The organism is Micromonospora profundi, assembly GCF_011927785.1.
GTDB lineage: Bacteria > Actinomycetota > Actinomycetes > Mycobacteriales > Micromonosporaceae > Micromonospora > Micromonospora profundi.
This window is the reverse complement of record NZ_JAATJK010000001.1, coordinates 5410376-5423631: the sequence shown is the minus strand read 5'-3', so window position 1 is coordinate 5423631 and position 13256 is coordinate 5410376. Positions and strand designations below refer to the sequence as shown.

Annotated in this window: 16 protein-coding genes; 7 read left to right on the top strand and 9 right to left on the bottom strand. The window is 71.8% G+C overall.

The genetic code is table 11. The features are described from left to right. Positions 1-51 precede the first annotated feature (51 nt). The 4 genes from F4558_RS24015 (at position 52) to F4558_RS24000 (ending at position 3752) form a co-directional block, all read left to right on the top strand. Entirely contained in the window at positions 52-261 is a 210-nt protein-coding gene (locus tag F4558_RS24015; protein WP_053658930.1) for a heavy-metal-associated domain-containing protein, read from the top strand. 14 nt (positions 262-275) lie between these two features. Continuing rightward, positions 276-1244 carry a DUF8832 domain-containing protein gene (locus F4558_RS24010; RefSeq protein ID WP_167946061.1) on the top strand — a complete coding sequence of 323 codons (969 nt, stop codon included), beginning with the start codon at positions 276-278 and terminating at the stop codon, positions 1242-1244. Positions 1245-1255: 11 nt separating this feature from the next. Continuing rightward, a complete protein-coding gene (locus F4558_RS24005; protein WP_167946060.1) occupies positions 1256-3505 on the top strand; it encodes a heavy metal translocating P-type ATPase in 2250 nt (749 codons plus the stop codon). Positions 3506-3578: 73 nt separating this feature from the next. Beyond that, positions 3579-3752: a CsbD family protein gene (locus F4558_RS24000; RefSeq protein ID WP_053659429.1), complete on the top strand. Its 174-nt coding sequence runs from the start codon at positions 3579-3581 to the stop codon at positions 3750-3752. A gap of 83 nt (positions 3753-3835) precedes the next feature. Here the strand turns inward: F4558_RS24000 and F4558_RS23995 are convergent, their stop codons facing one another. Beyond that, complete coding sequence (locus F4558_RS23995) at positions 3836-4471, bottom strand: class I SAM-dependent methyltransferase (protein WP_167946059.1); 636 nt, start codon at positions 4469-4471, stop codon at positions 3836-3838. 88 nt (positions 4472-4559) lie between these two features. On the opposite strand from F4558_RS23995, the gene F4558_RS23990 reads away from it, so the two are divergent. After that, positions 4560-5147, top strand: a complete 588-nt coding sequence (locus tag F4558_RS23990; RefSeq protein WP_053658938.1) for a helix-turn-helix domain-containing protein — start codon at positions 4560-4562, stop codon at positions 5145-5147. Here F4558_RS23990 and F4558_RS23985 read toward each other — a convergent pair. The 4 genes from F4558_RS23985 to F4558_RS23970 form a co-directional block, all read right to left on the bottom strand. Continuing rightward, entirely contained in the window at positions 5144-5773 is a 630-nt protein-coding gene (locus tag F4558_RS23985; RefSeq protein WP_245241358.1) for a dihydrofolate reductase family protein, read from the bottom strand. The genes F4558_RS23990 and F4558_RS23985 overlap by 4 nt on opposite strands. Positions 5774-6525: 752 nt before the next feature. Continuing rightward, entirely contained in the window at positions 6526-7779 is a 1254-nt protein-coding gene (locus F4558_RS23980) for an RNA polymerase sigma factor (RefSeq protein WP_167946055.1), read from the bottom strand. Beyond that, positions 7776-8132, bottom strand: coding sequence for a YciI family protein (locus F4558_RS23975; RefSeq protein ID WP_209274626.1), 357 nt, complete (start codon positions 8130-8132; stop codon positions 7776-7778). The genes F4558_RS23980 and F4558_RS23975 overlap by 4 nt, the downstream gene beginning before the upstream one ends. 147 nt (positions 8133-8279) lie before the next feature. Then, positions 8280-9545 carry a DUF2786 domain-containing protein gene (locus tag F4558_RS23970; protein ID WP_053658945.1) on the bottom strand — a complete coding sequence of 422 codons (1266 nt, stop codon included), beginning with the start codon at positions 9543-9545 and terminating at the stop codon, positions 8280-8282. Positions 9546-9724: 179 nt separating this feature from the next. Here F4558_RS23970 and F4558_RS23965 point away from each other — a divergent pair, with 179 nt between their 5' ends. After that, positions 9725-10216: a DUF2243 domain-containing protein gene (locus tag F4558_RS23965; protein ID WP_312877391.1), complete on the top strand. Its 492-nt coding sequence runs from the start codon at positions 9725-9727 to the stop codon at positions 10214-10216. Further along, positions 10213-11094, top strand: a complete 882-nt coding sequence (locus tag F4558_RS23960) for a cytochrome c oxidase assembly protein (RefSeq protein WP_312877390.1) — start codon at positions 10213-10215, stop codon at positions 11092-11094. Before F4558_RS23965 ends, F4558_RS23960 begins: the two co-directional genes overlap by 4 nt. On the opposite strand, the gene F4558_RS23955 is transcribed toward F4558_RS23960, so the two are convergent. From F4558_RS23955 to F4558_RS23940, 4 genes are read right to left on the bottom strand one after another with little or no spacing between them, the layout of a single operon-like run. Beyond that, positions 11095-11370, bottom strand: coding sequence for a hypothetical protein (locus F4558_RS23955; protein WP_053658947.1), 276 nt, complete (start codon positions 11368-11370; stop codon positions 11095-11097). Positions 11371-11384: 14 nt separating this feature from the next. Then, a complete protein-coding gene (locus F4558_RS23950; RefSeq protein ID WP_446685550.1) occupies positions 11385-12464 on the bottom strand; it encodes an IQM protein middle domain-containing protein in 1080 nt (359 codons plus the stop codon). Then, positions 12448-12789, bottom strand: coding sequence for a WXG100 family type VII secretion target (locus tag F4558_RS23945; protein ID WP_053658951.1), 342 nt, complete (start codon positions 12787-12789; stop codon positions 12448-12450). Before F4558_RS23945 ends, F4558_RS23950 begins: the two co-directional genes overlap by 17 nt. 4 nt (positions 12790-12793) lie before the next feature. Continuing rightward, positions 12794-13243: a YbaB/EbfC family nucleoid-associated protein gene (locus F4558_RS23940; RefSeq protein ID WP_167946051.1), complete on the bottom strand. Its 450-nt coding sequence runs from the start codon at positions 13241-13243 to the stop codon at positions 12794-12796. Between the last annotated feature and the right edge of the window lie 13 nt (positions 13244-13256).

Here is a 13256-nt window from a genome sequence, read left to right as displayed (position 1 = left end):
GACTTACCCCCGGGGGGTATATGGTCGGAGGTGACGGAGGGAGTTCGTTCGATGGTCAGCACGACGTACCAGGTGAAGGGCATGACCTGCGGGCACTGCGTCAGCGCGGTCAGCTCCGAGGTGGGTGCCATCGCGGGCGTGCACGACGTCCAGGTCGACCTCGCCAGCGGCCAGGTCACCGTCAGCAGTGAGCAGCCGGTGGCTGTCGAGGACATCCGGGCCGCCGTCGACGAGGCCGGTTACGACCTCGTCGAGGCGTGATCGAAAGGCGTGCGATGAACACGGTCACCAGACTGGGCGGCTTCGCCCTCGGTCTCGCGGCGGTCTTCGGCGCGGCGTACGGGATCGGCCGGGTCGCTGACCCGGCCGCCCCGGTCGCCGAGAGCCGCCACGACGGCGGTGCCGCACACGCCTCGGACCCCACCGAGCAGGGTGGGCACGACGAGGCGGCCGGGCTGCCCGGCGGCCTGCTCGTCTCCGACCGTGGCTACACCCTCGAACCGGTCGCCGCCCCGGCCGGCGAATTCGCCTTCCGGGTCACCGGGCCGGACGGCCAGCCGGTCACCCGGTACGACGTGGCGCACGACAAGCGCATGCACCTGATCGTGGCCCGGCGGGACCTGTCCGGCTTCCGCCACGTCCACCCCGACCTCGCACCGGACGGCACCTGGCGGGTCGACACCCCGCTGGCAGGCCCCGGGCAGTGGCGGGCGTTCGCCGACTTCACCCCGACCGGCGGTGAACCGCTGACCCTCGGAGTGGACGTGACAGTCCCCGGCGCGCTGACCGAGCGCCCCCTGCCCGCCCCGGCCACCAGCACCACCGTCGACGGCTACACGGTCACGCTGGCCGGTGAGCCGCAGCCCGGCCGCACCTCACCACTCACACTCACCGTCAGCCGGGACGGCCAGCCGGTCACCGACCTGGAGCCCTACCTGGGCGCGTACGGGCATCTGGTGGCGCTGCGCCGGGGCGACCTGGCGTACCTGCACGTCCACCCGGAGGGAGCGCCCGGCGACGGGCGGACCCGCCCCGGCCCGGATGTCACATTCCTCGCCGAGGTGCCGTCGGTCGGCAGCTACCGGCTCTACCTGGACTTCCGGCACGGCGGTCGGGTGCACACCGCCGAGTTCACAGTCGTCGCCGGCACCCCGACGGCGGACGCCCCGACGACCGGCGCCGAGCCCACCCCGAGCGGATCCGCGCCGGCCGACCACGGCACCCCCGGTCACGGGCACAACTGACGGGACGGACGATGACCACCACCAGTAGACCGCTGCCCGAGGCGCCGAACCGGATCGAGCTGGCCATCGGCGGGATGACCTGCGCCGCCTGTGCCGCCCGGATCGAGAAGAAGCTGAACCGGATGGACGGGGTCAGCGCCACAGTCAACTACGCCACCGAGAAGGCCACCGTCCGGTACGCCGACGCTGTCACACCTGACGACCTGATCGAGACCGTGCAGAAGACCGGCTACACGGCCGCTGTGCCGTCGCCGCCCGCCGCCACCGAGGAGCCGGTCGACCCGCTGAAGGGGCCGCGTACCCGGCTGTGGGTCTCCGCGGTGCTCACCGTGCCGGTGATCGTGCTGGCAATGGTGCCGCCCTGGCAGTTCGACTACTGGCAGTGGCTGTCGCTGGTTCTGGCCGCCCCGGTGGTGGTGTGGGGTGGGTTGCCGTTCCACCGGGCAGCCTGGACCAACCTGCGGCACGGCGCGGCGACGATGGACACTCTGGTGTCGCTCGGCACCCTTGCCGCGTTCGGCTGGTCGCTGTGGGCGCTCTTCCTCGGCGACGCCGGGATGCCGGGGATGACGCATCCGTTCCGCTTCGACATCACCCGCAGCGACGGCGCCGGCAACATCTACCTGGAGGCGGCCGCAGGGGTGACAGTGTTCATCCTGGCCGGCCGCTACTTCGAGGCACGGTCCAAGCGGACCGCCGGGGCAGCCCTGCGCGCGCTTCTCGAACTCGGCGCCCGGGACGTGGCGGTGCTGCGGGACGGGGTGGAGACCCGGATCCCTGTGGAGCAGCTCGCCGTCGGTGACCGGTTCGTGGTCCGCCCGGGTGAGAAGATCGCCACCGACGGGGTTGTCGACGAGGGCACCTCCGCCGTCGACGCCAGCATGCTCACCGGTGAGTCGGTGCCGGTCGAGGTCGGCCCGGGTGACGGCGTGGTCGGTGCCACGATCAACGCGGGCGGACGCCTTGTCGTCACCGCCATCCGGGTCGGCGGGGACACCCAGCTCGCCCGGATGGCCGACCTGGTCGAGCAGGCGCAGAGCGGCAAGGCGGCCGTGCAGCGGCTCGCCGACCGGATCTCCGGTGTCTTCGTGCCGATCGTCATCACCCTCGCGGTCGGCACGCTCGGCTGGTGGCTCGGCACCGGCGCCGGCCCGACCGCCGCGTTCACCGCAGCCGTCGCCGTGCTGATCATCGCCTGCCCCTGCGCGCTGGGCCTGGCCACCCCGACCGCCCTGCTCGTCGGCACCGGCCGGGGCGCCCAACTCGGCGTGCTGATCAAGGGACCGGAGGTGCTGGAGTCGACCCGCCGGGTCGACACCGTGGTGCTGGACAAGACCGGCACCGTGACGACCGGCCGGATGACGCTCGTGGACGTGGTGCCGGCCAGCGGCGACGACCGCGCCGAGTTGCTCCGGCTCGCCGGGGCGGTGGAGGCCGCCTCGGAGCACCCGATCGCCCGTGCGGTCGCCGCCGGTGCCGCCGAGGCCGGCGTGCTGCCCCCGGTGACCGACTTCGCCAACCTCGAAGGACTTGGCGTCACCGGGACGGTCGACGGTCGGGTCCTGCTTATCGGGCGGCCTCGGCTGCTGCGCGAGCGCGGGCTCGACGTACCGCCGGAGATCGAATGGGCAGTCACCGAGGCGGAGGCCGCCGGTCGTACGGCGATCGTCGCCGGCTGGGACGGGCGGGCCCGGGGCGTGCTCGCGGTCGCCGACATGGTCCGGCCGACCAGCCGGGCGGCCGTGGCCCGGCTGCGTGACCTGGGGCTCACCCCCGTCCTGCTGACCGGGGACAACACCACTGTGGCCCGCGCTGTCGCCGCCGAGGTGGGCATCGACGAGGCGATCGCCGAGGTGCTGCCGGCCGGCAAGGTCGACGTGATCAAGCGGCTCCAGGCCGAGGGGCGCTCGGTGGCGATGGTCGGTGACGGGGTCAACGACGCCCCGGCGCTGGCCCAGGCCGACCTCGGTCTGGCAATGGGCACCGGCACCGACGTGGCGATCGAGGCGTCCGACCTCACACTGGTCCGGGGTGACCTGGACGCGGCGGTGGACGCCATCCGGCTGGCCCGGCGCACGCTCGGCATCATCCGGGGCAACCTGTTCTGGGCGTTCGGCTACAACGTGGCGGCTCTGCCGCTGGCCGCCGCCGGCCTGCTCAACCCGATGATCGCCGGTGCCACGATGGCGCTGTCCTCGGTGTTCGTGGTGGCCAACAGCCTGCGCCTGCGCCGGTTCCGCTCGGCCGCCGGTGATCTGTGACGGCGGTAATGGTTGGACCGGAGATGCCCGGGGTACTTCTGGTGGCGAAGCGACACTCGCAATGGAGGTTGACATGGGTATCGACGACAAGATCAACAACACTAGCGAGAACGCGGCCGGCAAGCTGAAGGAAGGCGCCGGTCGGGCCACCGACAACGAGCGCTTGGAGGCCGAGGGTCGCGCCGACCAGTCCACGGCCAAGCTCAAGCAGGCCGGCGAGAAGATCAAGGACGCTTTCAAGAGCTGACGTACGACGTAACCCGCACGCCGGGCCGGTGATCATTCACCGGCCCGGCGTGCTGTGTGTCCGGCCCTCTCCCGCAGGCGTGCTCACGACCGCCGGGTGGCGCGTACGACGACGTCGTGAAGCGTCTTCTCCTGGCCCCCCGGGCCGGTGACCGTGCGGTGGTGCTCCTCGGCGGTGAGGATCTCCCAGGTGGTGCTGTCCAGGCCGGCGATGATGTCGGCAAGGGTGACCGATGCCTCCGCGGGTGGGTGGTGCCCGTGCCCGGTGGCGCCGGGTGCGTGCAGGTGCCCGACGATCAGGAGGGTGCCGCCGGGCGCCACCCAGGTGGAGATGCGGTCGTAGAAGGCCAACTGCGGCATCGCCGAGTGCGCGTAGTGCGTCGCCACCAGGTCGAAGCGCGCCTCCGGAGCCCACGCCGTCAGGTCCGCCTCCACCCATCGCACCCGCTCGGACACCCCGCTTGCCGTCGCGCGTTCGGCGGCGACGGCGAGGGCAGCCGATGCGATGTCGACGGCGGTGACCTGCCAGCCGTGCGAGGCGAGCCAGATCGCCTCCGTGCCGGTGCCGCACCCGGCGTCCAGTGCCGTGCCCGGCGTCAGCCCGGAGGTCTCCTCGGCCAGGTACGGGTGCGGGTCGCTCGTGCCAACGGCACCGCCATGATGGCCCTCCTGCCAGCGTCGCTCCCAGTAGGCCCTGTCGAAATCGTGCTGCTCGCTCATCTGGCTGCTCCTTCGCGCGTCACAAGCGAACTGTGACCGGAGTCGGAGTGGCCCGCAAAGGTTCTTGCCGAATGGCAAAATCGGCGGCATGGACGAGCATCCGGCCGACACGCTCGACGCGGTCGGTCCGAGACTCAAGCACCTTCGGCTCCGCCGCGACCTCACGCTCACCGACCTCGCCGAGGAGACCGGCATCTCCGCGAGCACGCTCTCCAGGCTCGAAGCCGGCCTACGACGCCCGACGCTCGAACAACTCCTTCCGCTCGCTCGGGTCCACGGCGTGACCCTCGACGAACTCGTCAACGCGCCACCGACCGGCGACCCCCGCATCAACCTGCGGCCCATCGCCAACGGCGACGGATCGACGGTCCTGCCCCTGACCCGCAGGCCCGGCGGCATCCAGGCGTACAAGTTCGTTCTCCCCGCCGGTGCCGACGACCGGGAACCCGACCTGCGCACCCACGAGGGCTACGACTGGGTCTTCGTCCTCAACGGCACGCTGCGCCTGGTGCTCGGCGAACACAACCTCATCCTCAAGCCCGGGGAGGCCGCCGAGTTTGACACCCGTACCCCGCACTGGTTCGGTGCCACAAGCGCCGGTCCCGTGGAGTTCCTCAGCCTGATCGGCAAGCAGGGCGAACGCGCGCACGTCCGCGCCAGACCGAAACCCGGTTAGCGCAGGACCCGGTAGGTCACGTGCGTGACGGTCGGCCCGGCCACCACCGCCATCTGCTCCAGGCGCAGAGAATCGAGACCGTCGAGAAGCTTCTCGCCGCCTCCGAGGATGATCGGCACCAGGTGCAGTTGCAGGGTGTCGATCAGCCCGGCGGCCAGGTACTGCCGTACGGTGCTCGCCCCACCCGCGATCGCCACCCGCCGGTCGCCCGCCGCCTCCCGCGCCTGCCGCAGCGCCGACTCGATTCCGTCGGTGACGAATCGGAACTCCGTGCCGCCGTTCATCACCAGCGGCGTCCGGGGGTGGTGGCTGAGCACGAACACCGGGGTACGGAACGGGGGTTCGTCGCCCCACCAGCCCTGCCACGACTCGTCCCAGTCACCCCCACCGCCGCCGAACATCCGCCGACCCATGATGTACGCGCCGATGTCGCGGGTCATCTCGTCGACGACCTCGGCGTCGATGTTCCGTTCGCCGCCGGTCAGCCCGTGCTGGGCCCGCCAGGTGTCCAGGCCGAAGACCCACTCGTGCAGTTGGAGACCTCCCCGACCCAGCGGGTCCTGCAGACTCTGCTCCGGCCCGGCCACGTACCCGTCGAGCGAGATCGACAGCTGACTGATCACCATGCTCATGTCCTTTCGGTTCGGCCGCTTCTACAACTCCGAACAAGCCCGCAGGTAGGCCTTACCGGCCTTTCTGCATCACTACAATCACCACCGACCCCACATCGCCACCGGCGGCCTACCACCCATCACCAGGTTGATTAACGTCCCTGGACAGCACACCTAGAGCGACGTGTTGGCTTCTGTCGCGTCGGCGGGCGCCCGCATAGCGCCCTGATCGCGTATCCGGGACACGGTCGCCCGCAACCCGCCGCCGTGGATCCGCCTGAGCGCCGATGTCGACTGCTCCTCGCGCCGACCCACCGCAAGTTGGCCGCCCATACCCATGCGGGCCCTGTCGAGCTGCCCACCAATGGGGCGGGAGACCCTCCACCAGAGCAACGCCGCGCCCCCAGATGTTTGCGAGCCCTGTCGAGCTGCCCCACCAATCGGGCGGGCGACTCCCTCCACCGAGCTGCCCCACCAATCGGGCGGGCGACTCCCTCCACCGAGCTGCCCCACCAATCGGGCGGGCGACTCCCTCCACCGAGCTGCCCCACCAATCGGGCGGGCGACTCCCTCCACCGAGCTGCCCCACCAATGGGCCGGCGACTCCCTCCACGGAGCTGCCCCACCAATGGGCCGGGCGGCCTCCTCCACTCCAGCGGCGACATGCCCCAGATTTGGGGCAGCTCGACAGGGCCCTACAACAGGTACCAAGGGGGCGGCCACGGCGGCGTGGCAAGCACGATGGGACGGGCAGCCCCTCGGCGGACTCATCGCGGCGGGGTCATTCTCGCGGCCTTCAACTCCAGATAGCGCTGCTCGGGCAGGCTCGTGGTGCCGCGTGCCGCCGCCAGGTACGCGTCCCGCGCCGCGCCGGGCTCACCGGCCATCTCCAGCAGGTGCCCCCGGACTGCGGCGAGCCGGTGGTGCCCGGCGGTGCGCTCGTCGGCGTCCAACTGCGTGAGCAGGGCGAGCCCGGCCCGTGGTCCGTCGGCCATGGCCACCGCCACCGACTGGTTGAGGGTGACCATCGGGTTCGGCGCGATCCGGGCCAGCAGCCGGTACAACGCGACGATCTGCCGCCAGTCCGTCTCCGCCGCCGTCGGCGCCTCGGCGTGCACGGCCGCGATGGCCGCCTGGAGCTGGTACGGGCCGGGCGGCGACCAGGTCAACGCCTCGGTGATCAGGGTGACCCCCTCCGCGATGGCTGTCGCGTCCCATCGGGTGCGGTCCTGCTCGGCCAGCGGCACCAATTCCCCGTCCGGGCCGAGCCGGGCCGCCCGGTGCGCGTCGGTGAGCAGCATCAACGCCAGCAATCCGGCCACCTCGCCGTCGTCGGGCAGCAACCCGTGCAGGATGCGGGCCAGCCGGATCGCCTCGCCGGTCAGCTCGGCCCGGTGCAGGTCCGGGCCACTGGACGCGGTGTATCCCTCGTTGAAGATCAGATAGAGCACCCGGAGCACAGTGCGCAGCCGCTCGTCCCGCTCACCCGGCGCGGGCATCGTGAACCGGGCACCGGCGGCCTCGATCCGCTGCTTGGCCCGGCGGATCCGCTGGCTCATCGTCGCCTCCGGCACCAGGTGCGCCCGAGCGATCTGGGCCGTACTCAGACCGCCGACAGCCCGGAGGGTGAGCGCCACCTGCGCCGAACCGGCAAGCGCCGGATGGCAGCAGAGGAACAGCAGAGTGAGGGTGTCGTCGGAGTCCGCCACCGCCGGCTCCGAGTCGGCCGCCCGCGCCATTGCGGCGTACGCCGGCTCACGCAGCGCCACCGCCACCTCGCGGGTCCGACGGGCGCTGTCGCTGCGCCACTCGTCGGTGAGCCGGCGGGTGGCGACGGTGAGCAACCACCCGCGGGGGTTGTCCGGTACGCCCTGCTCGGGCCACTGTGTCGCAGCGGCGAGCAGTGCCTCCTGGACCGCGTCCTCGCACCTGTCGAACTGGCCGTGCCGGCGGACCAGCAGGCCGAGGACCTGCGGCGTGAGCGCGCGCAGCAGATCCTCGACCGTCCGGTCCCCGGTCACATCTCCGTCCCGGCCTCGTCCATGATCGGGCGGACCTCCATGACGCCGCCGAAGCGGACGTCCGGCCAGCGGGCGGCGATCTCGGCGGCCCGCTGCGGGCTGTCGCAGTCGACGGTCAGGTAACCGGCGAACTGTTCCTTGCTCTCCATGAACGGCCCGTCGACGATCTCGGGTTTGCCGCCCACGGCCCGGACGGTCAACGTCTGCGACGGGTCGGCCAGCGCCTGGCCGGCGACCCACTCGCCGCTCTCGGCCAGCTCCTTCATGATCTCGTCGACCTCGCCGAACAGGGCGGTGCGGTCCTCCTCGGAAAGCTCCTCGGTGAAGCCGGGCCGGTTCCAGATCAGCAGCATGTACTTCACGGCGATGCTCCTCAAGCCTCGGTCGCGCCCCGGACGGGGTGCGGCTCACCGGAGGGTCGGAGTCGTCGCCCCGTTCCCTACCGCGTACCGAAGAAAATCGCAGAAAATCCCGGCGGTGGCGGTCCCACGCCGGGGCGGTCAGCGCGGATCGGGCCGGCCCGGCACCTGTCGGGGCTTCCTGCCGCCGCCGACATCAAGCGACGCCCGGTCGGCGGCCGAGGTGCCCGACGACCAACCCTCGGCGTCCCGGGCGCTGAGCCGGTGCCTGGTGACGCCCGGGAACAGGGTGTCCAGCCGCTCGCGGACCGCCTCACCCCGCGCGGCGAGCACCGGCAACAGCCGTTCCGCCCCGGCCGTCTGCGCAGCCGCCTGGTCCGCCGCGTCGGTTGCCGCGTCGGTGGCCGCCCGCAGCCGCTCGCCGATCCGCAGCGCGAACGCGTTGAGGAACGACTCGTCCCACACCTTCGTCCGCCGACCCGACCCCGCCCGGCGCTCGGCACGCCCCCGCAGCATCGCACTGGTCGCCTGGACCAGCAGCGAGGTGTAGAGCACCTCCACCGCCAGCAGATCGGCGGGCCAACCCAGCACCGTGGTGAACCCGAGATCGTCGGACCAGACCGCCTCGCACCGGTTCGCCGCGGCGACCTCCTGCACCAGCAGCGCCTTCGCACCCGCGTACGGGGCGTCGGTGCTCAGGCGTACCCCGCCGGGCACGTCGCCGCGATCCGCCCCGGCGGCCAGCAGCGCCTCGTCGATGCTGTGCCGGGCGATCAACTCCTGCGCCTTGCCGGTAAGCGCCTCCGCCTCGGCCGGGAAGGTTGTCGACTCGGCTTTGGCCAGCAGCGCCCGTACCCGGTCGAGCATCGGCGACCCGCTGCGTGCCGTACCCGCAGGTCGGGCCGTCGCGGCACCGGCCGAGCCGGGTGGCGGGCGCAGCACCGCGATCGGCGGCAGGCTCTCCACAAGTGCGAGGGCGTCCACGGCCGTGCGCAGGGCGTCGGCCCGGTCCAGCCCTTCCCGCGCCGACCAGGCGGCCAGCACGCCTCGGTCGTTGTCCGACCGCGCCTCGGCGGCCAGCTCGCGCAACTGCTCGTCCCACCACGCCGGAACCGGTTCGGCCTGGTCGCGCCGCTGCGCGGCCATCGCGTCACGGACCAGCCGGGCGGCACGCGCGTCCAGCCGCCGGCTGGTGATCCGGTCCACGTCGACCGGCTGCCAACCACGCGGCCAGAGTCGCGCCACGCCACGGACCAGGCGACGCAGCAGAGCGGCGTCGACCGCCGTGGTGCCGTCCGTCGCGCCGGTGCCGACCATCAGGTGGTCCAGCTGCCGTTCGGCCAGCCGTACGTCGGTGCCGCGCACCGCCGCGAGCGCGTTGGCGACCAGTTCGTCCGCGTCCGGCACGGGGCACCTCCTTCTCTGGTTCCGCTGCCGACGAGGCGTACGCCCGCCCAGCTCCATGATCATGCCGCGAGCCGTGCCGGTGACACGAAACGGGGGATGTCGCCCGCCGCATCGGCTCCGGTGGGCATGGATCGGCCGGTCCGGGGTATTTCCGCACCGACGTGGATGTGAGGTGTGTCGTGGTCGGTTCCAGCCTGCCGAGGAGGCGCACCGTCGACGTGCCGGACGGTCGTTCCTCCACGCTCGCCGGCGTCCTGATCGGCATTGCGATCATGGCGGCGGTGGACGAGATCGTCTTCCATCAGTTGCTGGGCTGGCACCACTTCTACGACCGGTCCACCCCGTCGATCGCGCTGCTCTCGGACGGGCTGCTGCACGCCGCCGAGCTGATCGCTCTGGTCGGGGGCTTCTTCTGGTTCGCCGACCTGCGCCGACGGCGCGCACTGTCGACCCGGCTGACGTGGGGCGGCTTCCTGCTCGGCGCCGGAGGGTTCCAACTCTTCGACGGGCTGGTCGACCACAAGGTGTTCCGCGTGCACCAGATCCGTTACGGCGTACACCTGCTGCCGTACGACGTGGTGTGGAACGTGGCCGGCGCGGTGCTGCTGCTGGCCGGCGTCGCCGTCGTGTGGTCGGCCCGATCCCGTCGGGCAGGCGACGGCCCCCGGTGACAGTCGTCCCTGCCGGCCCGCAGGGCTGGCCCGCGCCGGGGACGGACGGGCCGGCGATGCTCCCGGTCGTCGCGCACGGCGGACACGGTACGGACGGGCCGGGCTGGCTGCCGCTGCTCCCCGTCGTGCTGCTGGCGGGCGGCTATCTGCTGGCGGCGTTCCGCGACCCGCGCGGGTGGGACCATCGGCGCAGCGCCGCCTGGCTGGTCGGCTGCGCACTGCTGGCCGTCGCCGTCGGGCCGCTGGGCCAACTCCCCGACGACCCGCGCGGGCACATGGCGCAACATCTGCTGCTCGGCATGCTGGCCCCGCTGGGGCTGGTCCTCGGCGCCCCGGTGACGTTGCTGCTGCGGGTCGCACCCCCGTCGGTACGCCGGGCGGTGGGTCGGCTGCTGCGTGCCCGCCCGCTGCACCTGATCGCCCACCCGGTCACCGCCGCGCTGCTCAGCACCGGTGGGCTGGCCCTGGTGCTGCTCACACCGCTGTACGCGGCGGCCGAGCGGCAGCCCACACTGCACCACGCAGTGCACCTGCACTACGTGGCCGCCGGGTACCTGCTCGCCTGGTCGCTGGCCGGGCCGGACCCGGCGCCGCGCCGTCCCGGACTGGCCGTGCGGATCGGCGCGCTGCTCGGCGCGGCGGCCGGCCACTCCGCGCTCGCCAAATATCTCTACGCGAACGCCGGCAGCCTGCCTCCCGGCCTCACCGACCCGGACGTGGAGGCGTTCCGCTCCGCCGCGCAGCTCATGTACTACGGCGGCGACATCGCCGAACTGCTCCTGGCCGTGGCACTCTTCGCCAGCTGGTACAACAGCCCGGCCCGCCGGCGCTCGGCGATCAGGAGGGCCGCGGGCGACCTGGTGTCGCGGCGCTCCTGATCAGCTAGGGGTACGGGCGTTCAGGGCTGTGGAAAGCTGAGCCAGGAAGGCGCGGATGCTCTCCTCGCTGTGGGGCGTCTCGGCCTGGTCGTTGAGGGGGCCCGAGTAGCGCAGCGCCTGGTCCAGCGCGTCAAGCGTCTCGGCCCGGTCACCCGGATAGAGCCCGCCGACCACCCCGTCGGCGACACGGGTCACCACCGAATCGTCGAGCGCCCTGTCGAACTGGATCCCGTAGAGGATCCCGTTGACGTGGCCCTTCCAATTGTCCGTACCCATGAATCTCTGCTCCCCTAGAAGATCCTGCCGCCGTCCCAGCCCAGGATCGGAACACCACCCAGGCCGTTGCGTTTGAACTCGGCGTCGAGATTGGCCATGTGGCTCACGTCGGGCTGGTAATGACCGCTGCGCGCCGTGGCGTACTGGACCATACCGTCCTTCACGACCAGCTCGCCCGCCGCCGCGACCGGCTGCCCGTTGCCGAGCGTCGAGTGGTGGAAGTCGCCAACCTTCTGGTAGTTGGACGCGTACAGGTTGCCGTTGCGGTCCATCACGAAGATGGCCTGACCGTTGCCGCTGAACACCGTCTGGGCGCTCGCCGTGTCGAACGGCTCGCCGCTCTTGGCGCTGCGCAGGACCCCGTTGCTGTCGAAGAAGACCCGGTGATCTTCGAGTTGCTCCGGAGTGAGCCGGCGCACCGCCGTCGGGAAGTGCCCGCCGGGCAGGTGCTCGTTGCGGTACTTGTCGAGCATCGGCTGCGTGTGGTGGTAGCGGGGCGTCGTGTGCGGGCCGGGCACGCGGGGACCCCCAGGGCCCTTACGCCCACCGCCCTTGCGGGTGAACTTGCGCAGCAGTGTCTTCGCCCGCTTCAGCAACTGCGGAATGATCTCCTTGACGACCCGCTCGACGACCTCCTTGATGATCCGCTGGATCGCCATCCGGGCCAGGCCGATCGAGACCGGGATCTGGGCCAGCGAGGCACCGAAGCTGGGGGCTGCCGCCGCGAGCGCGATCGCCACCTGCACGACGAGGATCGTCAGCTGGATGATCACCAGGATCTTCTGCGTCAGGGTGATGATGGCCATCACCAGCAACGCCATGCCGATCAGTTCGGCGGCCTGCGCGCCGTCCTCCATCCGGCGCGGCGCGCCCTCCTCGCCGTACCATGCCTGCTCGAACGCGCGGACGTCCTCCCCGCGGTTGGTCGCGCTGACCTTCGCCGCGCCCGCCTGCGCCTCACCGACAGCCGTACGCAGCTTGCCGGCAAACGCGAACCACATCTGCGACGCCTCGAACAGCAACTCCTCGTCGGCCATCGGCCAGGTGAAACCGACCCAGCCCAGAGCTTCGGCCAGCTCAGGAGGTAGCTGCATACCCACTGGGCAGCTCCATCCTGGTGAAGAGTTCGGAGTTCGCGGTGTCGATCGCCTCGTACGCGTCGGCGGACTGGTCGAGGTTCGCGGAGGTCTCCAACAACTGGTCGCCCATCGACCGGAACACGTCGAGCGCGTGCGTCAGCACCTCGACGTACACGGCACCGAACAGGGAGCCCGCCTCGTCGGCACCCCACGGGCTGCCAGCCCCGTTGACAGTCGACTCCAGACCGCTTACCGCCGCGCCGAGTTGCTGGCCGGTGGCCGCGAGCGAATCCGCCGCGGCACGCAGAGCGTCGAGGTCCACCTCGATCCCGTTGGCCATCGGCTCAGCGCCGATCCATCCGGCGGGTCGCCGCGTCGAGGTCGCCGATCATCCGCTGGAACCCACGGAAGGCGTCCTCGGAGACCCGTCCGAGCTGCTCGGTGAGGGCCGCGCTGTCGACGCCGGCCGCCGCTGTCAGCTCGGCCCGCCGGGCGCGCTCGTCGGCCTGCGCCGCCTGGACCGCCTCCAGGACGTACTCGGCGATAGCGGTGGTGCCGGCGCGGGACAGACTCGGGTCGATCACGAGGCTCTGAAGGCCGCCGTACGCGCCGACCTCCGCCTCGACGAGCCCGCCTCCGCCGACGCCCCGGCCCACCATCTGTTCGTCGGTCGGCACCGTCGTGTCGTCGTCGGCCACCGGTTGGGCCGAGGTGGCGGCACCTGCCTGGCTCAGGAGGCGCATCGCCTCTTCGAGTGACCGGCTCAGGCCAGACGGATCGATCCCACTCGCCATGTCGTCCCCCTAC